The organism is Actinoplanes sp. NPDC049668, from assembly GCF_044465445.1.
Classification (GTDB): Bacteria; Actinomycetota; Actinomycetes; order Mycobacteriales; family Micromonosporaceae; genus Actinoplanes.
The window spans coordinates 462,590-482,511 of the sequence record NZ_JBITLR010000006.1 but is presented as its reverse complement, the minus strand read 5'-3'; the positions used below and the strand labels follow the sequence as shown (position 1 = coordinate 482,511).

15 protein-coding genes are annotated in these 19,922 nt (G+C 71.1%); 7 read left to right on the top strand and 8 right to left on the bottom strand.

Annotation, left to right across the window (positions count from 1 at the left end):
* Positions 1 to 8: 8 nt before the first annotated feature.
* A complete protein-coding gene (locus ACIBSW_RS26785; RefSeq protein WP_354723905.1) occupies positions 9 to 2,012 on the bottom strand; it encodes a glycosyl hydrolase family 28-related protein in 2,004 nt (667 codons plus the stop codon).
* Positions 2,013 to 2,169: 157 nt separating this feature from the next.
* Positions 2,170 to 4,095 carry a hypothetical protein gene (locus ACIBSW_RS26780; RefSeq protein ID WP_354723907.1) on the bottom strand — a complete coding sequence of 642 codons (1,926 nt, stop codon included), beginning with the start codon at positions 4,093 to 4,095 and terminating at the stop codon, positions 2,170 to 2,172.
* 99 nt (positions 4,096 to 4,194) lie between these two features.
* Here ACIBSW_RS26780 and ACIBSW_RS26775 point away from each other — a divergent pair, with 99 nt between their 5' ends.
* The 5 genes from ACIBSW_RS26775 (at position 4,195) to ACIBSW_RS26755 (ending at position 10,960) form a co-directional block, all read left to right on the top strand.
* Positions 4,195 to 4,815, top strand: coding sequence for an L-threonylcarbamoyladenylate synthase (locus ACIBSW_RS26775; RefSeq protein ID WP_354723909.1), 621 nt, complete (start codon positions 4,195 to 4,197; stop codon positions 4,813 to 4,815).
* Positions 4,816 to 4,868: 53 nt separating this feature from the next.
* Positions 4,869 to 5,285, top strand: a complete 417-nt coding sequence (locus ACIBSW_RS26770) for a helix-turn-helix transcriptional regulator (RefSeq protein WP_354723911.1) — start codon at positions 4,869 to 4,871, stop codon at positions 5,283 to 5,285.
* 317 nt (positions 5,286 to 5,602) lie between these two features.
* Positions 5,603 to 8,722 (top strand): isoleucine--tRNA ligase, encoded by a 3,120-nt coding sequence (ileS, locus tag ACIBSW_RS26765; protein WP_354723912.1) that lies wholly within the window; start codon positions 5,603 to 5,605, stop codon positions 8,720 to 8,722.
* Positions 8,723 to 8,724: 2 nt separating this feature from the next.
* Positions 8,725 to 9,762 (top strand): hypothetical protein, encoded by a 1,038-nt coding sequence (locus ACIBSW_RS26760; protein ID WP_354723914.1) that lies wholly within the window; start codon positions 8,725 to 8,727, stop codon positions 9,760 to 9,762.
* 73 nt (positions 9,763 to 9,835) lie between these two features.
* Positions 9,836 to 10,960: a citrate synthase 2 gene (locus ACIBSW_RS26755; RefSeq protein ID WP_354723916.1), complete on the top strand. Its 1,125-nt coding sequence runs from the start codon at positions 9,836 to 9,838 to the stop codon at positions 10,958 to 10,960.
* Here ACIBSW_RS26755 and ACIBSW_RS26750 read toward each other — a convergent pair.
* The 4 genes from ACIBSW_RS26750 to ACIBSW_RS26735 all read right to left on the bottom strand — a co-directional run bounded on the left by ACIBSW_RS26750 (position 10,957) and on the right by ACIBSW_RS26735 (position 15,379).
* Positions 10,957 to 12,504 (bottom strand): methyl-accepting chemotaxis protein, encoded by a 1,548-nt coding sequence (locus ACIBSW_RS26750; protein WP_354723918.1) that lies wholly within the window; start codon positions 12,502 to 12,504, stop codon positions 10,957 to 10,959. The two genes, ACIBSW_RS26755 and ACIBSW_RS26750, sit on opposite strands and share 4 nt — an antisense overlap.
* Before the next feature lie 120 nt (positions 12,505 to 12,624).
* Positions 12,625 to 13,506, bottom strand: coding sequence for a hypothetical protein (locus tag ACIBSW_RS26745; protein WP_354723920.1), 882 nt, complete (start codon positions 13,504 to 13,506; stop codon positions 12,625 to 12,627).
* Positions 13,503 to 14,180 (bottom strand): response regulator transcription factor, encoded by a 678-nt coding sequence (locus ACIBSW_RS26740; protein ID WP_354723922.1) that lies wholly within the window; start codon positions 14,178 to 14,180, stop codon positions 13,503 to 13,505. The genes ACIBSW_RS26745 and ACIBSW_RS26740 overlap by 4 nt, the downstream gene beginning before the upstream one ends.
* A complete protein-coding gene (locus ACIBSW_RS26735; protein WP_354723924.1) occupies positions 14,177 to 15,379 on the bottom strand; it encodes a histidine kinase in 1,203 nt (400 codons plus the stop codon). Before ACIBSW_RS26735 ends, ACIBSW_RS26740 begins: the two co-directional genes overlap by 4 nt.
* 120 nt (positions 15,380 to 15,499) lie before the next feature.
* On the opposite strand from ACIBSW_RS26735, the gene ACIBSW_RS26730 reads away from it, so the two are divergent.
* Positions 15,500 to 16,246, top strand: a complete 747-nt coding sequence (locus tag ACIBSW_RS26730; protein ID WP_354723926.1) for an alanyl-tRNA editing protein — start codon at positions 15,500 to 15,502, stop codon at positions 16,244 to 16,246.
* Between the two features lie 684 nt (positions 16,247 to 16,930).
* Here ACIBSW_RS26730 and ACIBSW_RS26725 read toward each other — a convergent pair.
* Together ACIBSW_RS26725 and ACIBSW_RS26720 are read right to left on the bottom strand one after the other, a co-directional pair.
* Positions 16,931 to 17,128 (bottom strand): DUF397 domain-containing protein, encoded by a 198-nt coding sequence (locus ACIBSW_RS26725; RefSeq protein WP_354723928.1) that lies wholly within the window; start codon positions 17,126 to 17,128, stop codon positions 16,931 to 16,933.
* A gap of 15 nt (positions 17,129 to 17,143) precedes the next feature.
* Positions 17,144 to 18,019 carry a helix-turn-helix transcriptional regulator gene (locus ACIBSW_RS26720; protein ID WP_354723930.1) on the bottom strand — a complete coding sequence of 292 codons (876 nt, stop codon included), beginning with the start codon at positions 18,017 to 18,019 and terminating at the stop codon, positions 17,144 to 17,146.
* 661 nt (positions 18,020 to 18,680) lie between these two features.
* Here ACIBSW_RS26720 and nhaA point away from each other — a divergent pair.
* Complete coding sequence (gene nhaA, locus ACIBSW_RS26715; RefSeq protein WP_354723932.1) at positions 18,681 to 19,907, top strand: Na+/H+ antiporter NhaA; 1,227 nt, start codon at positions 18,681 to 18,683, stop codon at positions 19,905 to 19,907.
* Positions 19,908 to 19,922 lie beyond the last annotated feature (15 nt).

Sequence of the window (19,922 nt, the reverse complement as noted above, 5' to 3'; positions counted from 1 at the left end):
CCGGCCGGCTACCAGGTCGTCGGCGCCGGGGGCGCGACGACCGGCGGGCGGTCGTCGCAGGTGATCGTGTTCGGGAGTTCCCAGGCCGCCAGCCACGGGCCGGTCGTGCCGCCGCCGTCGTTGCCGCCGAGGTCCGTCAGGGCGAACTCCGATCCGGTCGGCCTGAAGTTGAACGAGCCACAGTTGTTCACCCCGACCGCGCCGACGTTGCGGGCGTCGACGTTCTCGAAGGAGGCCGAGCCCGCCACCCGGGCGGACACCACCGACGTTCCGGTGCCGTCGACGCGGATATCGCTGAACCGCACGCCGTCGATCGAGTAGAGGTCTTTGACGCCCCAGTCGCTGACCAGCATGATCGCGTTGTAGGTGTTGTCCAGGTAGTGGTCGCCGGTCACCCGGATGTTCGCGGCGATGCTGCGGTCGAGCGCGTAGAACCAGATCGCGCCGAGGCCGATCTTCCAGTTCAGTTCGAACGTTCCCGCGCGTACCACTGTGTTGTTCTTGATTGTCAGGCCGCCGGCGAACGGCTCGGCGCCGAAGCGCGAGCCCGCGTGGATGCCGCTGCCCTCGCGGATCGGGTCGGCCACCAGGTTGCCCGACACGGTGTTGTCGGTGCCGCCGTAGATCGCGATGCCGTTGGCCAGGGTCGGCGTCTGCACGGTGTTGTGGTCGAACGTGTTGCCCGCGTTCGCCGTCTTCTCCGACCACATGGCCAGGCCGTCGTCGCCGGTGTTGCGGATGAAGTTGTTGCGCACCACCGAGTTCGTGACGCCGGTGTGGAAGTTCAGGGCGTCGGCGATCTGGTCGACGATGACGTTGTCGGTGACGCTCAGGTTGCTCATCGGGCCGTCGAACCACATGCCGACCTTGGTGTGCCGGATGTACAGGCCGTCCACCGTGGAGTCGCTGAGCGCTCCGCCGACGCCGTTCACCTGGTCCGTGTCGATGCGCTCCCGGACGTCGCCCTCGATCGCGAAGCCGCTCAGGTGCACGTTGCGGCTGCCGCCGGCGGCCGCGTCCCGGCCGTAGAAGCCGACGCCGGTGTGCACCGAGCCGTCCGGCGCCGGCTCGTCGAGCGCGACCTGCCGGCCCTTGATGATCGTGTACCAGTTTCCGGCGCCCTCGATCGTCACGTCGTCGACGATGACGTGGCGGTTCACCTGGAAGGTGCCCGGCGGGACGTACACCTTGAGCCGCGCCTTGCGGGCGAACGCGATCGCCCGGTCGAACGCGGCCGCGGAGTCGCGGCGCCCGGTCGGGTCGGCGCCGAAGAGCAGCACGTTCGCCGCGCGGAGGTTGACCCGCGGCGGGCCGACCAGCTGGGTGTCGAGCAGGTCGATGACCGTCCACGCGGCGCCGGACGAGGCGGTCAACCGGATCTTCTCGCCGGCCCGGTAGGTCCGGCCGAGCAGCAGGCGCTGCTCGTCGTAGAAGTGCATCGGGCGGAACGGCTTGGCGATCTCCGGCGCGGGCGTCGTCGCCGACGGCACGCAGGCGCACTCGGTGATCCACCAGTCCGGGTGCAGCAGGCCGGCGCTCGGGTCGTTGGTGAACGGGTACTGGTTGTAGAGGTACGCGTACTGCGAGGTCAGCGTCATCGTCCGGGTCGACCCGCCGACGGCGACAGTGAGCGGCGCGGTGATGCCGCCGCCGGTCGGCGCGTCCGGGATGCTGTAGCGCACGTTGACGGCGTTGGCGGGCGCCGGCAGCGTGAACTCGACGTACTGGCCGGGGCTCAGCCTGACCGCGGTGCGCCCGGAGGCCTCGCCCGCGAGGGAGTACGCGGCCCGGTCCGGGCCGATGACGGTGCCGTTGTGCCGGGCGTTCTCCGCCTCCTGCTCGGCGAAGTCCACGGTGGCGCCCCGCCCGGCGACCAGTGCCGGGTCGAGCCCGGCGCGGGTCACCACGGGTGCCGTCGGCGCGGCGCCCGCGGGGACGCCCGCGCCGGCCGCCAGGCCGATCCCGACAGCGCAGGCGGTGGCCAGGGCCGGCCATCTCGCATTCACAGACATCGAGCAGCTCTTTTCCTTGGGAGCGCGGAGTGAGGTGACCTTAGGTCGCCTGTGACGAACTCCACAAGGGTCTGTCTACTATTTTCGCACTCCTGTTCCGTTCTTTCAGAACTTTCGGCGGCCCCCGCCACGAAGGGCGGAGGCCGTCGACTCAGGACTACGGCTGACTGCGCGGGCTGTCCGGCGCCAGCGTGTCGATGAACTCGTGCGGATCGTGCACCGCCGCGCCGGTACGACGGGCGGCGTCGGCCTCGGCCGCCATCGCCTTGGCCGGACCCGCGGCGTCCACGCCGGCCCGCTTCGCCGCGGCGACGACCTGCCGGTACGCACCCTCGGCGAACGCGTACGCGGCGCGGTAGTCGTGCCGCGCGAAGGCCTTCACGGCCAGCCCGAGCAGCACGTCGGCCGCCCGCAACCCGCCGCGGGCCCTCGACGCGCCGGACGAGCCGAGCACCTCGGCGGCCAGCCGGTTCGCGGCCTCGTAGTACGCCGCGGTCAGGAACCGGTCGCTGTTGTCCCGGTCGAACTGGCTGAAGTCCCAGTTCACGTCGATGTAGCTCATCATCGAGTTGCTCTCGTCGCCGGCGTTGGCGAAGTAGAACCCGCCCTCGGGCCCGTAGTCGACGCCGGTCTCGCTGTCGTAGCCGTCGTGCGGATGGCTCATGCCCAGGTGGTGGCCGACCTCGTGAATCTGGGTGGTGGTCAGGCCGTACCCGGACTGCACCACCTCGGGCGAGATGAAGCAGAAGACGCCCGTCTGGGTCCCGTCGACGTAGTTGTCGTCGGCGAAGCCCAGCGCCGGCACCCCGACCCCGGCGTCGACGGCGTAGTTGAACACCGGCAGCTCATAGTCGACCCGGCCCTGGTCGTCCTGGGTCCGGTCCAGGTTCGCCCAGTTGTAGAGGTAGAGGTTGGCGAACGCCGGATAGCCCGAGTCCGGGTAGCAGCTCTCGTCGGTGAGCACGCCGAGGTAGCACTCCTGCGCCTTCGCGTCGTACGGCAGGTCCTGGCTGTCGAAGTCCAGCCGGTTGCGCCAGCGCAGCTCGGCCAGCTCGTCCACGACCAGCTTGGGCTTGACGTACTGCCGCGACGCGTCGACGCCGGGCCAGCCCTCGTACGTGTTGCTGTCGATGTTGATCGACTTGGGCGGCTCGGCGGTCGGCAGCTCGACCGGGTAGAGCGGCGAGGTGGTCATCAGCAGGTTCAGCGCGACGTAGCGGGTGATCAGCGAGAGGTCGCCGGTCAGCGCCGCCGGTGACCGGAAGCCGCCCGCCGTGTACTCCCAGGTCGGCGGCATCCGGTAGTCGACGACCCCGTCGCCGTCCAGGTCCGGGTTGTCGACGTCGAAGTTGCTGGTCCACGACTCGGGACCGGCGGACAGGTCGTGGAACCAGACCCGCCGGGTGCTGCCCAGGCCGGTCTCCTCGTCGTCGGCGGTGGTGCCGCCCCAGGCGATGATCTTGCGGCTGGCCCGCTCCTTGCCGAAGTCGTACCCGGTGTCGGGGTCCGGCTCGCCGATCTTGGTGTAGACGTGGAACTTGAAGTCCGCGCGGCCGTACCAGTTGATGAAGAAGACGGTGTTGCGCCGGGTGTCGACGCCCGCGGGCGGGTGGGCCGCCAGCCACTTCTCCACGCTCGGCGCGTCGATGAAGTTGTTGGACGTGATGTCAGTGACGTTCTTCGCCTGCTCGTTGTAAGCGGTCTGGAAGGCGGTCAGCGGCGCGGGAGTCGCCAGCGCGCCGAGCTTCTTGAAGAATTTATCCTCATAGGACTGTTTGGCGTAGGTGACGCGGTAGTCGTAGGTGTACCTGATGCCCAGCTTCTCGGTCTGGCCGTAGAACAGCCGGGAGCGGACCACCGGCTCGTACGACCGGGGCAGGCCCGACAGGTACGCGGCCTTGCCGACCTGGTTCGGTTCGTAGCCGACGAACACCACGTTGACCGGCACCTTCTCGGCCAGCCGCGGCTGACCGCCGGGGTGCAGGAAGGCATAGGAGGACTTCGGTGCGGCGCCCGCCGGTCCCGCGGACGCACCTACCATCGCCGTGATCAGCGCTGCTACGAGCGCGACTCTCCGTCTCATGTGGTCACGCTGCCACTCGATACCACCCTCGGTGGAACCTTGTTTGGCTTTGGTCGCGACTTCCGGCAATTTCGGCAACTCGCGATCTAGGCTCGGGTGGTGGCGAAGTATTTCGACGTGCATCCCGACAACCCGCAGCAGCGGGCGATCTCGCAGGTGGTCGGCATCCTGCGGGACGACGGGCTGATCGCGTACCCGACCGACTCCTGTTACGGCCTCGGCTGCCGGATCGGCAACGCCAAGGGCCTCGACCGGATCCGCGAGATCCGCCACCTCGGCGACGGCCACCACTTCACCCTGGTCTGCCGCGACTTCGCGCAGCTCGGCCAGCTGGTGCAGATCAACAACGCGGTCTTCCGGTCGGTCAAGGCCGCGACGCCCGGCAGCTACACGTTCATCCTGCCGGCGACCCGCGAGGTGCCGCGCCGGCTGCTGCACCCCAAGAAGAAGACCGTCGGGGTACGCATCCCGGAGCACACGGTGACCCAGGCCATCCTGGCCGAGCTGGGCGAGCCGCTGCTCTCCAGCACGCTGCTGCTGCCCGGCGACGAGGAGCCGATGACCCAGGGCTGGGAGATCAAGGACCGGCTCGACCACTCCGTGGACGCGGTGATCGACTCCGGCGAGTGCGGCACGGTACCGACCACCGTCATCGACCTGTCCGGCGGCGAACCCGAAATCCTCCGAGTCGGCGCCGGCGACCCGTCCCGCTTCGAGTAATCCGCAGCCCCCTGCACTTCCCCCGATTGTTTAGCTCGAGCTATAGTTTCCCCATGCCGCAGGACGCGTCACGCCGCTGGTCGATCAAGACCACGTCTGACGTACGGACCTGGCTGCGGACGCTTCGGCAGGAGGATCCGGACGTCTTCCGACTCGTGAGCGAGTTCCACGACTGGGACGACCTCCGTGCGGAGTTGCACGACGGGGACGACGAGGCCTTGGCCGCGGAGCGGGCGCGGACCGAGGCCTGGATCAGTGCGTACCATCTCGCCGAGGAACGCAAGCGGCTGGGAATGACGCAGCGGCAGGTTGCCGAGCTGATGGGCGTCTCGCCCGGGCGGGTCAGCCAGATCGAGAACGGTGACCTCGAGGCCAACGAGGTGGCGACCCTGAGCCGGTACGCGCGAGCGCTTGGCGCTCGGATGCGGATCATCTTCGACTACGGCAACGATCTACGCCAGATCGCCTGACGGGCACCCGTTCCGGCCCGCGGAAATTTCGAGGACCGGGGCGGAGTCGCTGCACTAGAATTCGGACCGCGAAGGCGTTGATGGGGACGAGTACCGCCGCACGCAGCCAGCAGAGACCCGGGGACGGTGGAAGCCCGGGGGCGTGCGCGGCGCGAAGATCACCCCGGAGCCGCCGGAGGAAAGGCCCCTGGGCCGAGTAGAACCGGCCGCGACCGAAGGAGAGGGCCGCCGCTGCCGGGCGGTCAAGGAGGGTGGTACCGCGGGGCGCGCAGCCTCGTCCCTCCGTTGGGGATCGCGTGTTCCGACGGAGGATGACGATGTACAAGCCCGTGCCGGCCCAGGTCGAGCTGGGTGAGCTGGACCGCGAGGTGCTGCACTTCTGGCAGGCCAACAGCGTGTTCCACCGCAGCCTCGAGCAGTCTCGGGGGCGGCCCGAGTGGATCTTCTACGAGGGCCCGCCGACCGCCAACGGCATGCCGGGCACCCACCACATCGAGAGCCGCGTCTTCAAGGACGTCTTCCCGCGGTACAAGACCATGAAGGGCTTCCACGTCGCCCGCAAGGCCGGCTGGGACTGCCACGGGCTACCGGTCGAGCTCGCCGTGGAGAAGGAGCTCGGGTTCGCCGGCAAGCAGGACATCGAGGCGTACGGCATCGAGCTGTTCAACGCCCGGTGCCGCGAGTCGGTCACCCGGCACACCGACGCGTTCGCCGAGCTCACCCGGCGGATGGGCTACTGGGTCGACATGGACGACGCGTACCGGACCATGGACCCGGAGTACATCGAGTCCGTGTGGTGGTCGCTGCGGCGCATCTTCGACAAGGGCCTGCTGGTCGAGGACTTCCGGGTCGCGCCCTGGTGCCCGCGGGACCAGACCGCGCTCTCCGACCACGAGCTGGCGCAGGGCTATGAGCAGATCGTCGACCCGTCGGTCTTCGTGCGCTTTCCGCTGACCTCCGGCCCGTACGCCGGGAAGGCCTCGCTGCTGGTGTGGACCACGACGCCCTGGACGCTGGTCTCCAACACCGCGGTCGCGGTCAACGCCGAGGTCACCTACGTGGTGGCCACCGACGGCGACGAGCAGCTCGTCGTCGCCGAGGCGCTGCTGGAGGCCGTGCTCGGCGACGGGTGGCGGCCGGTGGCGTCGCTGCCGGGCAAGGAGCTGGAGCGGTGGACCTACCGGGCCCCGTTCGACCTGGTCGAGGTGCCCAACGCGCATCTGGTGATCCTCGCGCCGTACGTCACCACCGAGAGCGGCTCCGGGCTCGTGCACCAGTCGCCCGCGTTCGGCGCGGACGACCTGGCGAGCTGCCGGGCGTACGGGCTGCCGATGGTCAATCCGGTCCGGCCCGACGGCACGTTCGCGCCGGAGGTGCCGCTGGTCGGCGGCCAGTTCTTCAAGGCGGCCGACGCGGCGCTGGTCGCCGACCTCAAGGCGCGCGGCCTGCTCTTCCGCGAGGTCTCCTACGAGCACAGCTACCCGCACTGCTGGCGCTGCCACACGCCGTTGATCTACTACGCCCAGCCGTCCTGGTACGTGCGCACCACCGCGGTCCGCGACCGGCTGCTGGCGGAGAACGAGCGGACGAACTGGCAGCCGTCGACGATCAAGCACGGCCGCTACGGCGACTGGCTGACCAACAACGTCGACTGGGCCCTGTCCCGGCAGCGCTACTGGGGCACGCCGCTGCCCATCTGGCGCTGCCCGGAGAACCACCTGACCTGCATCGGCTCGCTCAAGGAGCTGGGCGAGCGCGCCGGCGCGGACCTGTCCGCCCTGGACCCGCACCGGCCGTTCATCGACGAGATCACGTTCGCCTGCGAGTGCGGCGCGACCGCCACCCGGGTGCCCGACGTCATCGACGCCTGGTACGACTCGGGCGCCATGCCGTTCGCGCAGTTCGGCTACCCGTACCGCAACGCCGAGGTCTTCGAGCGCAGCTATCCCGCGCAGTTCATCTCCGAGGCGATCGACCAGACCCGCGGCTGGTTCTACACGCTGATGGCGGTCGGCACGCTGGTGTTCGACCGGTCCGCGTACGAGAACGTGGTCTGCCTCGGGCACATCGTGGCCGAGGACGGCCGCAAGATGTCCAAGCACCTCGGCAACATCCTGGAGCCGTTGCCGCTGCTGGAACGGCACGGCGCCGACGCGGTGCGCTGGTTCATGGCCGCCGTCGGGTCGCCCTGGGCATCCCGGCGGGTCGGGCACAGCACGCTGCAGGAGGTGGTGCGGAAGACCCTGCTCACCTACTGGAACACGGCCGCGTTCCAGTCGCTGTACGGGCGTACCGCGCTCTGGTCGCCGTCGGCGGCGGACCCGGCGCCCGCCGACCGGCCGGTCATGGACCGCTGGGTGCTGTCCGAGCTGCACACGCTGGTGCGGGAGGTGGACGCCGCGCTGGCCGGGTTCGACACGCACGAGGCCGGAAAGCTGCTGGCCACGTTCGTCGACGACCTCTCCAACTGGTACGTGCGCCGCAGCCGCCGCCGCTTCTGGCGCGGCGACCCGGCCGCGCTCGCCACGCTGCACGAGGTGCTGTCGGCGGTGACGCTGCTGATGGCACCGATCACGCCGTTCGTCACCGAGCGGGTGTGGCAGGACATGGTCCTGCCGGTCACCCCGACCGCGCCGCAGTCGGTGCACCTGGCGGCGTACCCGGTCGCCGACGAGTCGCTGATCGACCCGGCGCTGTCGCGGCGGATGGCGCTGGCGCGGCGGCTGGTCGAGCTCGGCCGGGCGGCGCGGGCGGACTCGGGCATGAAGACCCGGCAGCCGCTGTCGCGGGCGCTGGCCTCGGCGCACGGCTTCGCGGACCTGTCCGAGGAGCTGCTGGCCGAGGTCGCCGCCGAGCTCAACGTCGGTGTCGTGCTCCCGGTCGGTTCCGCGGGCGACTCGCTCGTGGACACCACGGCGAAGGCCAACTTCCGGCCGCTCGGCCGGCGCTTCGGCAAGCGGGTGCAGCAGGTCGCCGCCGCGGTGGCCGCGGCCGACGCGACCGCGCTGAAGGAGTCGCTGCGCGCGGGCGCGAGCGCCTCGGTGGTGGTGGACGGCGAGACCGTCTCGCTGGGGCCCGACGAGGTGATCATCACCGAGACGCCCCGGGAGGGCTGGGCCGTCGCCGCCGAGGCCGGCGCGACGCTCGCGCTCGACCTGCACCTGACGCCGGTGCTGCGCCGGGCCGGCGTGGCCCGGGACGCGATCCGGCTGATCCAGGAGGCCCGCAAGTCCAGCGGCCTCGAGGTCTCCGACCGGATCGTGCTGCGCTACACCGCGACGCAGGACGAGACCGCCACCGCGCTCGGCGAGCACGCCGGCCTGGTCGCCGACGAGGTGCTGGCGACGGATTACGCCGCGGGCGAGCCGGACTGGCCCGGCGCGGCGCCGCACCACGAGGAGGCGATCGGCCTGACGTTCTGGCTGAGCAAGGCCTGAGCGTGCTGCGGGCCGGCCTCGCCCTGGTTCTCCTGGTCGCCGGCTGTTCGGCGGCGCCGGGCAACGCCTGGGCGCGGGCCACGCTGCCGGGGCCCGGCCCGCACCTGGTCCGGGACGCGACCTCCTGTGGCGGCCGCTGGTACGTCGTCGGCGGCCGGGCCGGCGCCGGCGGCGAGACCAGCCCGGCCGCCTGGGACAGCGCGGACGGCCGGACCTGGCGCGATCTGACCCTCGCGCCGCTGCCGGGCAGCTACTACGGCCCGCGCAGCGTGCTCCTCTCGGTCGCCTGCGCGAACGGGAGGATCGCCGCAGTCGGCGCGCGCGGCGGCGGCGCGCACGGCAATCCGCGGGTGAGCACCTGGTACGAGCGCGGCGCCGGGGTGCTCGCCGAGGCCGCGGCGCCGTTCGAGACGTACGGCGGCGACACCGCCGTCGACGTCGGTCCGATCTCGGGCGGCCCGGCCGGATTCCTCATCGCGGGCAACCGGACGAGCGGGGCGGCGGCCTGGGTCTCCGCGGACGGCCGGGATTTCCGCCTGTACGAGGGCGCGCCGGGGCTGGCCGGCCGGGCGCCGCGCCCGCTCGCCCGTGCCGGCGCCGTACTGGACGGGCGATTCGTCCTGGTCGGCGCCCTCGGCGCCGCGCCGGCCGCCTGGACCTCCCACGACGGCGCGGCGTGGACGCCCGCCGCCGTGCCGGGCCGGGCCGGCGTCGCGGAGTTGCAGCGGGTGGTCCGCCTCGGCCCGGACCTGGTCGCGGTCGGCACCCGCGACGACACCTTCGGCGCGTGGCGCGGTCCGGCGTGGGCGCCCGCCGGGCGCTTCGGCCGGGCGGACGGCGGCGGCGTGCGTTCGCTGGCCGTCGCCGGTGGACGGTTGTACGCGGCGGCGGGTGGACTCTGGCGCTCCACCGACGGCGGCAGGTCATGGCTCAGGGTCATCACGCCGCGCGGCGCCGGGCTCCCGGCGGCGGTGGCCACCCGCGATGATCAGGTACTTCTCGTCGCCACGGATCGGGTCTGGCTGGCTAACGGGGTGTGACATTTTCCCCATCCACACCAAGGCTACTCGCGGGTAATGTTCGACCTCCACCGATGTGTTAACGGGAGTCACCATGCTGACCGTTCCCCCTGGCCTGGCCGGCGTCGTCGCGTTCTCCACAGAGATCGCTGAGCCCGATCGTGACGGTGGCGCCCTGCGCTATCGCGGTATCGACATCGAGAAGCTCGTCGGCCGGGTGTCCTATGCCGACATCTGGGGCCTGCTCGTGGACGGGGACTTCGGCGCCCCGCTGCCGGCCGAGGAGCCCGTCACCCTGACCGTGCGCTCGGGCGACATCCGCGCCGACGTACAGGCCGCCGTCGCCACCCTGGCGCCGCGGTGGGGCCTCGGCCCGCTGATCGACATCGACGACGAGCAGGCCCGCGCCGACCTGGCGCGCACCTCCGCCGCGCTGCTCGGGCTGGTCGCCAAGGGCGCGCGCGGCACGGACCTGCCGGCCGTGCCGGAGAGCCGGGTGGACGAGGCGACGAGCATCGTCGAGCGCTTCATGATCCGCTGGCGCGGCGAGCCCGACCCGCGGCACGTGAGCGCGATCGACCGCTACTGGATCTCGGCGGCGGAGCACGGCATGAACGCGTCCACGTTCACCGCGCGGGTCGTGGCCAGCACCGGCGCCGACGTGCCCGCGTCCGTCTCGGCGGCGGTCGGCGCGATGTCCGGGCCGCTGCACGGCGGCGCGCCGTCGCGGGCCCTGCACATGGTCGAGGCCGTCGAGCGCTCCGGCGACGCGCGGGCGTACGTGAAGCAGCTCCTCGACAGCGGCCAGCGCCTGATGGGCTTCGGCCACGCGATCTACCGCGCCGAGGACCCGCGGGCCCGGCTGCTGCGCGCGGCCGCCAAGGAGCTGGGCGCGCCGCGCTACGAGGTCGCGAAGGCGCTGGAGGACGCGGCGCTGGCCGAGCTGCGCGAGCGCAAGCCGGACCGGGTGCTGGAGACCAACGTCGAGTTCTGGGCGGCGATCATCCTGGACTTCGCCGAGGTGCCCGCCCCGCTGTTCACCTCGATGTTCACCTGCGCCCGGACGGCCGGCTGGAGCAGTCACATCCTGGAGCAGAAGCGCCTCGGCAAGATCATCCGCCCGTCGGCCGAGTACGTCGGCGGCACCGACCTGGAGCCGACCGACGTACCCGGCTGGGAGGACGCCCTCAAGCGCAACGCGGGCCGCGCCTACCTCTAGGCATCGGCCGCAACGCCCGCCGGCTCCAGCCGGAAGCGGTTGACGATCGCGCGCAGGTCGTCGGACATCTCCGCGAGCTGTCCGGCGGCCCGGGTCGCCTCCGTGACGCCGACCGTCGTCGCCTGCACGGAGGCGGCCACGTCGGTGATCGTCTCGGCCACCCGGCCGCCGGCCTCGGCGGCCTCGGTGACGCTGCGGCTCATCTCGTTGGTGGTCACCGTCTGCTCCTCGACCGCGGAAGCGATGGTGGTCTGGTACTCGCTGATCCGGCCGATGATCTCGCTGATCTCCCCGATCGCCTCGACCGCGCCCTGGGTGTCGGTCTGGATGGCCGCGACCCGCTGACCGATGTCCTCGGTCGCCCGGGCGGTCTCCTGCGCCAGGTCCTTGACCTCGCTGGCCACCACGGCGAACCCCTTGCCCATCTCGCCGGCCCGGGCCGCCTCGATGGTCGCGTTGAGGGCGAGCAGGTTGGTCTGCTCGGCGATCGCGGTGATCACCTTGATCACGTTGCCGATCTCGGTGGACGACTCACCGAGCTTGGACATCACCGTGGTCGTCGAGGCGGTGACGTCGACGGCCCGGGCCGCGACCCCGACCGCCTGGGTGGCGCTCTGGCTGATCTCCCGGATGGAGGCGCCCATCTCCTCGGCGCCGGCGGCAACCGTCTGCACGTTCGACGACATCACCGCGGCGGTCTCGGCGACGGTGTTCGCCTGCCGGGCGCCGGTCTCCGCGCTCGCCGCGCTGTCCCGGCTGGTCGCGGCCAGCGCGCCGGCCGCGGTGTTCAGGCTCTGCGAGTGCGCGGACAGGTCGGTGATGGTCGTCCGCAGGTTCGCGATGGCCTGCCGCAGCGCGCGGGCCATGCCGCCGAGCTCGTCCTTCTGATCCACGTCGGGATCCCTGGAGAGGTCTCCGTCGGCGACGGCGTCCAGCACCGCCGACACCCGCCGCAGCGGCGTGACGATCATCCGGGCCACCCAGAGCGCGAGCAGCACCGAGAGCAGCAGGGCGACGCACATCGCCACGATCACCGTTGTCAGCGTCTTCTGCACCGTCGCGTCGAACTGCTCGCCCGCGATCAGGGCCGCGTCGGCCCGGTCGGTCTCGGCCGCGAGCTGCTCCTCGTAGGCCTTGCGCAGGTCGCGGTTCGCGCCGAAGGACGCGTCGATGGCCGCCTGCGGGTTCGCCGCGTAGCTCTTGAACTCGGCGTCGAGCGCGGCGAACCAGGCGTCGGTCCCCGCCTTGATCTCGTCGATGGTGTTTTGCTCGGCGGGGGTGCCAAGTGCACGCGCGGCGGCGAGGCGCTCGTCGACGGTCTCCTGGCGGCCGAGGGCCTCGGTCGCGAACGACTTGTCACCGGCGATCAGGAATCCCCGCTCGTCGTTCGCACCGGCCTTGGCGGCGAGCTCGGCGTCGTGCAGCGCGGTGATGTACGGAACGGCGCGGCTCAGCTCGTCCGTGCGGGTGGTCTTGAGGCTGGAGATGCCGATGAGGCTCATGATGCCGGTGACGAGCATGCCCGCGATGGCGACACCGGCCACCGTGAGAACCTTCGTCGACACCCGGCGGTTGCGTGCCCATCCGGTAAGACCTGCCACTGTTACGCCCCTTCACCCGATTCGGTCCGTCCACTAACCCATTCGGCCCGAGTTGCAGGGGGCTTACTGCGAGGGAGCAGAAAGAGGGCGGCCGAGTTGAGGGGCGATCTTCGCCGTCAGCCTCAGCCTGAGCTGTGCGCGGGTCAGCAGGCTCACGCCCAGCGCCGCGGCGCCGGCGCTGGCCACCGCGACCAGCGCGCCGACCCCACCACCGGCGATCCGCTCGCCCAGCAGCACGATGCCGATCGCCGCGGCGGCGACCGGGTTGGCCAGCGTGCTGACCGCCAGCGGGGCTCCGAGGCCGCCGCGGTAGGACCGCTGGGTGAACAGCGTTCCGGCCGACGACAACGCCACGATCGCACACGCCGCGACGGCGACCGTCGGATTCAGCAGCGCGGCCGGGCCGTCGCCGGTGAGGTGCACGGCCACCGTCTGGGTCAGCGCCGACGAGACGCCGAAGGAGACGCCCGCGGCGGCCGCCGGCCAGAGGGCCGAGGCGCCCGGCACCGCGCCCCAGCCGCCCAGGGTCGTCAGTACCACGGCGGTCGCCATCAGCAGGCCGAGAAGCTGCCCGGCGCCGAGCACCGCGACGCCCTTCGCGGTGCCCGCCAGCATCAGGATGCCGAGCAGGCCGGTCACCGTCAGGACGATGCCGCGCCCCTCGACGCGGGTTACCGCGCGCCGGGCGATCACCGCGGCCAGCGGGACCGCCAACACCAGCGTGAGCACGCCGAACGGCTGGACCAGGGAGAGCGGGCCGTAGCGCAGCGCGACCACGTGCAGGGCCGCGGCGGCGCCGTTCAGCGCGATCGCGAACCACCACAACGGCATCCGGACCAGCACGCCGATCGGCCGCTGCGCGAGCCGCTCCTGCAGGACCGCCGCGGCCGCATAACCCGCGGCCGACGCGACGCAGAGCAGGACCGCGGTGATCGGCCCGCTCACGGCTGCTGCTCACCGGGCCGGACCAGACCGCTCTGGTACGCGATGACGACCAGCTGCGCCCGGTCCCGCACCCCGAGCTTGGTCATCGCCCGGTTGATGTGCGTCTTCACCGTCAACGGCGACACGTACAGCCGCTCGCCGATCTCGTCGTTGGACAGCCCGTGCGCCACCAGCGCCAGCACCTCGCGTTCGCGTTCCGTCAGGGCGCCCAGCTCCAACGCCGCCGGCAGCGCGCTCGGCACCGGCTGGCTCAGGAACCGGCTGACCAGACCGCGGGTGGCGGCCGGGGAGAGCAACGACTCCCCCGCCGCCACGACACGGATCGCACGCAGCAGTTCGGCGGGCTCGACATGCTTGCCGAGAAAGCCGCTGGCACCGGCGCGCAGCGCCAGCACCACGTTGTCGTCGTTCTCGAACGTGGTCAGCACCAGCACCCGGACGCCCGCCAGGTCCTCGGACTCGGCGATGCGACGGGTGGCCTCGATGCCGTCCATGCCCGGCATCCGCAGGTCCATCAGCACCACGTCGGCGCGCGCGGAGCGGGCCAGCTCCACGGCCTCGAGGCCGGTGCCGGCCTCGCCGACGACCTCGACATCCGGGTCGGGCTCGACGAACATCCGAAATCCCGCCCGGATCAGCGGCTGATCGTCGGCGAGCAGCACGCGGATGCTCACGAGGCGACCCGCTCGAGGTCCGCGGCCGGCAGCTCGGCGCGGACCGTGAACCGGCCGTCGTCGCCCGGCCCCGCCGTCAGCGCGCCGCCGGTGGACGCGGCGCGCTCGCGCATGCCGACGATGCCGTACCCGGAACCGGCCGGCGCGGCACCGGGCCGGACCCGGTTGGTGATCTCCAGCGTCACGCCGTCCGCCGCGTAGGACACCTCGAGCCGGGCCGCGCCGTCGCCGTACTTCTGCGCGTTGGTCAGCGCCTCCTGTGCGATCCGGTAGGCCGCGAGGTCGACCAGCGCGGGCAGCTCCCGGGGCTCGCCGAGCTGGCGGTGGTCCACCCGCAGGCCCGCGGCGGCGAGATCGTCGAGCAGCCCGCGCAGCCGCGCCAGCCCGCGGGTCGGCTCGGTGGCCGGCGCCTCGATGCCGTCGGCGCCGCGCAGCAGCCCGACGACGGACGCGATCTCCTTGAGCGCCGCGTCCGACGAGCGGCTGATGTGGTCCAGCGCCGGCGCGACCTGCTCCGGGCGGTGCGCCAGGATGTGCTTCGCGCCGGTGGCCTGAACCTTGATGACGGCGATGTGGTGCGCGACGACGTCGTGCAGCTCGCGGGCGATGCGCACCCGTTCCTCGACCACCCGGCGCCGGGCCTCCTCGTCGCGGCTCTGCTCGGCGCGCCGGGCGCGCTCCTCGACCTCCGCCACGTACGCCCGGCGGCTGCGGGTGGCGTCGCCGACCGCGGTGGCCATGCCGATCCAGGCGAGCGTGCCCAGGTTCTCCGGCGCCCACCACCCGCCGCCGCCCCAGGCCACCCCCGCCAGGTACAGCGCGACGCCGATGCAGCAGGCGGTGCCCCAGGACGTACGCCGGTCGTTGCGGCTCGCGAACGTGAACAGCAGCACGACCGCGGCGACGGTCAGGACCGGCTGCCGCTCGTGGAAGACGGCGACGAGCGCTGTCCAGGTGACGGCCACGACGATCAGGGCCGGCCGGGTACGCACGCGGCGGACCGAGACCCCCAGAAAGGCGACGCAGATCGCGACGGCCTCGACGGCGCCGGGAGCCCGCGGCTCCTGGCCGTGCGGCCCGACGCGCACGGCGGCGAGCGCGGCGGCCGCCAGGAGCAGGCCCAGCGCGACGTCGCAGAGCAGCGGATGGCGAACTATCGCCAGCCCGGCCCGCGTCTGCCGCAGCCCGCTCATCTCCATGACGATCACGTTACGCGCGGACCGGGGCACCGGACGTCGTCCCCGCGCGGTAAGAACGTGACCTGGCATACCGCCGCCGCAGTACGCGAGTTCGCCCCGGGTAGGACCTAGGCTCGGCGCATGGCGTTCGATCAGCATGGACACACGCATCGCCTGGACTGGGCCGACCCCACGATCCGGGAATGGGACTGCACGGTCGTCTGGTCCGATCCCGCCGACCCGGAGGCGGGGATCGTGCTCGACCGCTCGGCGTTCTACCCGGGCGGCGGCGGCCAGCCGCCGGACCACGGCGTGCTGATCTGGCAGGGCGTGCAGACCCGGATCGTGGACACCCGCAAGGGCGACGAGCACTACCTGATCCCGGCGCCGGGCGACCCGGTGCCGCCGGTCGGCGCGAGCGTGCGCGGCGCCGTCGACGACGAGCGCCGCAGCACCCTGATGCGCACCCACTCGGGCCTGCACATCCTCTGCGGCACGGTGTTCCGCGACTTCGGCGCGCTGGTCACCGGCGGCAACATGCAGCCGGGCGAGGCGCGGATGGACTTCAACCTGCCGGAGATCCCGCCGGGCTTCAAGCAGGCCCTCGAGGACGCGGTGAACGCGGAGGTCGCCGCCGACCGCAAGATCGTCGCGCGGGTGCTGTCGCGCGCGGAGGCGCTCGCCATCCCCGACCTGGTCCGCACCCAGGACGCCCTGCCGCCGCTGGAGAACCCCGAGATCCGGGTGGTGGACATCGTCGGCCTGGACGTGCAGGCCGACGGCGGCACGCACGTGGCCTCGACCGCCCAGGTCGGCCGGGTCCAGGTGGTCAAGGTCGAGAGCAAGGGCCGCCAGAACCGCCGGGTACGGATCAAACTCGTCGCCTGACGCCGGGGCCCGCGAGCCGACAGGGCACGAATCGCCTGTCAGGTGCGGTGCCCCGGCAGGGTGGTCGCTGAGCTCAGCCTGATCAGGCGAATTTCGTGCCTCCACGACCCCGACCGAAGCGCCTTCGGAGAGTGGTCGCCGGTGGTGGGTAGGCTGCCGGCAAGTGTCCATCCCTTGTGGTGGCGTCTGACCGTCTGGCGATGCTTCACGGCGAACTCCGGTGCCGACTACCGGACGAGCCACCTAATAAATGAGACCAGACGGAACACGAGCCGAATACATAGCAGTACTTACACAGCGCGCGCGTGGTCAGAGCAGTACAAGGCTTCTGCTAGTCGGAGCAGGACCTCAGTTATCAGGCCCATAGGTGGCCGAGCTGAGCCCTGCGTGTCTCCAGCTCGGGCGCCCGAAGCGTTAGGAGACCGTGTGCAGAACCACACAATTCACTCAAACCCGTTCCCATGGACTGCCCTAATCGTCGTCGGCATACCTGTGGCCGGAGCCGTTGTCGTAGCTACCGTCGCCCTTCGCGGCTCTGACTCGGGAGACCGAGCGGACATCATCAAGGCGGCGGCCTGCTTCGTCCGCTGACGTAGCCAGTCAACGGACGTCACGTGTAGCGGGGTGTGGTCACGATCAGTCGCCGCACCCCGTTAGGCGCGTCGGCCCTACCGTGGCGCCCCGTCAGAGGTCGAACTCGCCGTCCTTTACTCCGCCTGTGAAGGCCGTCCACTCCGAGGGCGTGAAGACAAGCGCCGGACCGGTCGGGTTCTTCGAGTCGCGGACGGCGACCACACCGGGCAGGTTGTCGGCCACCTCCACGCAGTCACCGGACGATCCTGAACGGGTGCTCTTGCGCCATACCGCGCGAGACAGGTCCATGCCCCCGTCCTCCTTCTATGTCGCCAGGTCAGCAGAGATCTTGCTCAGCCTATCCCGTGATTCCTTCGGACCTAGCGACAGTGCCTGTAGCTGCTCGTACGCCGCGGAGTAGATGGAGACCTCCGCGGGACGTTCGAGGTACAGCGCGCCGGTGAGTGTGTCGACGTAGACCATCTGATCCTCTGCCGCATCGGGGTACGGCTCCGGCAGCGGCGGAAAGTTGAGGATCACGAAGCTGCCGTCGAAGCCGACACCGGCTGCGTACGGCAACACCAGGATCTGGATGTTCGTCTTCTGGCTCGCCTCAATGAGCCGGTCGATCTGCGCCTTCATGACCGCCACTCCGCCGACCAGGCGGCGAACGGCTCCCTCGTCGATGACCACTCGCAAGATCGGAGGCTCGTCCGAGGTGAGGATCTCTTGCCGTTCGAGTCGGAGAGCCACCTGCCGCTCTACTTCGTCGTCTCTCATCGGGACCGGCGCGCCCTGGAAAGCCGCCCGCGCGTACTCCTCCGTCTGGAGTAGGCCAGGGACCATCTGACACTGGTAGCTGCGGATCACTGACGCCTCGGACTCCATGCCGACGAACGTGGTGAACCAGTCCGGCAGGACGTCGTTGTACCTCTGCCACCAGCCGCGCTGTTTGGCTTGGCGCGCTACGGCGATGACCGCCTCGGCCTGGTCCCCTTCGACGCCGTACAGCGACAGCAACGCGCGCACGTCGTTCGGGTGAGGCCGGACCTCCGAGCTCTCGATCCGAGACAGCCAGCTCGCGTCATGGTCCACACGCCTCGCGGCATCGGCAGCGGACAAGCCTGCCGATGCTCGGAGCTGTCGGAGCGTGAGGGCGAGGCGTCGCCTCCTGACCGTAGGGCTCTGGCGTTGGGTCACGGCTCATCCTCCCTTCCTCGATCCCTTGCAGACAACATGACAGACATTCGCAAATCTCCAATCTGCATAGTGTAATCCGCATGTTGCGGATTTCATGACCATCAGGCACGGTGATCGGGTGACCGATTCGTCACTCCGAGGGAGGTTGCCGTGAGGCATAGGCCAGTGCGGGCATGGTTCGCACCCTGGAAGAAGCGATGTCACTGCGGGTGCCCCTGGTATCCGTGTCCAGACTCGACCGCGGTCTACCGACCCGATCCCCTCTGGAAGGACAAGGCCGCTGTCCCTGGGCAGGAATGCTGCTCACGAAGGCACGTGCGGTGACCACGGCCGTGGAAGCACTGGAGCACATAGCCGACCGGCCATCGTGGGACTGCCGGTCCTGAGGCAAGGCGTGGCCCTGCGATTCGGCGCGCGAACGCCTGGGCTGCGAGATGGATCGGATCTCCCTCGCCATCTACATGTGGGTGAACCTGGAGGAGGCGGTCGGCGACCTTCCACACGGGCCACCATCGGAGCTTTTTGAGAGGTTCATCCGCTGGACGCACCAGCGCCGGGTCCGGCAGACCTGGCGGTACGGATCAACCTCGTCGCCTGACGCCGGGCCCGCGAGCCGATAGGGTCGGATCAGGTCAGGTGCACGGGAGACCGGAGGACGACGATGTCCCTTTTCGGGCGCGGTACCTGGCCTGAGACCCGTCGCATCGGTGAGCTGCTGCGTACCGAGACCACCGGCGGGATTCTGCTCCTGGTGGCCGCGCTGATCGGCATCGGCTGGGCGAACTCGCCGTGGAGCGCCGCCTACCGCAGCCTGCTCGAGCTCCACCTCGGGCCGCTGACCCTGGCGGAGTGGGCGGCCGACGGGCTGCTGGCGATCTTCTTCTTCGTCGCCGGGCTCGAGCTCAAGCGTGAGTTCGTCGCCGGCGACCTGCGTGACCCGCGGCGGGCGGCCCTGCCGGTGGTGGCGGCCGTCGGCGGCATGATCGTGCCCGCGGTGATCTACGTGCTGATCAACCTGGACAGCGGCGCGCTCGCCGGGTGGGCGACGCCGACCGCGACGGACATCGCCTTCGCCCTCGCGGTTCTCGCCGTCATCGGCACGCACCTGCCGACGGCCCTGCGCACGTTCCTGCTGACCCTCGCCGTGGTCGACGACCTGCTGGCCATCGTGATCATCGCGGTCTTCTACACGTCGTCATTGCACCCGTTGCCGCTGCTGCTCGCGCTGATCCCGCTGGCGCTGTTCGGGCTGCTGGTCCAGCGCGGGGTCCGCCGGTGGTGGCTGCTGCTGCCGCTGGCGGCGGCGACCTGGGTGCTGGTGCACGAGTCCGGCGTGCACGCCACCGTGGCCGGCGTCCTGCTCGCCTTCACCGTGCCGGTACGCCGGTTCGGGCTGGCCGAGCACTTCGAGCACCGCTTCCGGCCGCTGTCGGCCGGATTCGCCGTGCCCTTGTTCGCGTTCTCCGCGGCCGGCGTCTCGATCGCCGCGGCCGGCGGGCTCGGCGCCAGCCTGCGCGACTCGGTGACCATCGGCGTGATGGCCGGCCTGGTCGTCGGCAAGTCGGTCGGCGTGACCGGCGCGACCTGGCTGGTGCAGCGCTTCACCCGGGCCAGCCTGGATCCGGGGCTGAGCTGGTGGGACGTCATCGGCGTCGCCCTGCTCGGCGGCATCGGCTTCACGGTGTCGCTGCTGATCGGCGAGCTCGCGTTCGGGTACGGAACCGTGCGGGACGGGAACGCGAAGATCGGCATCCTGCTGGGCTCCCTGCTGTCCGCCCTGCTCGCGGCGGTCGTGCTCCGGGTGCGCAATCGGCACTACCGGGCGATCGAGGCCGAGGAGTCGGTCGACTCGGACCACGACGGAATTCCGGACGTGTATCAGCGTTGAGGCCGGTAGCCTCGT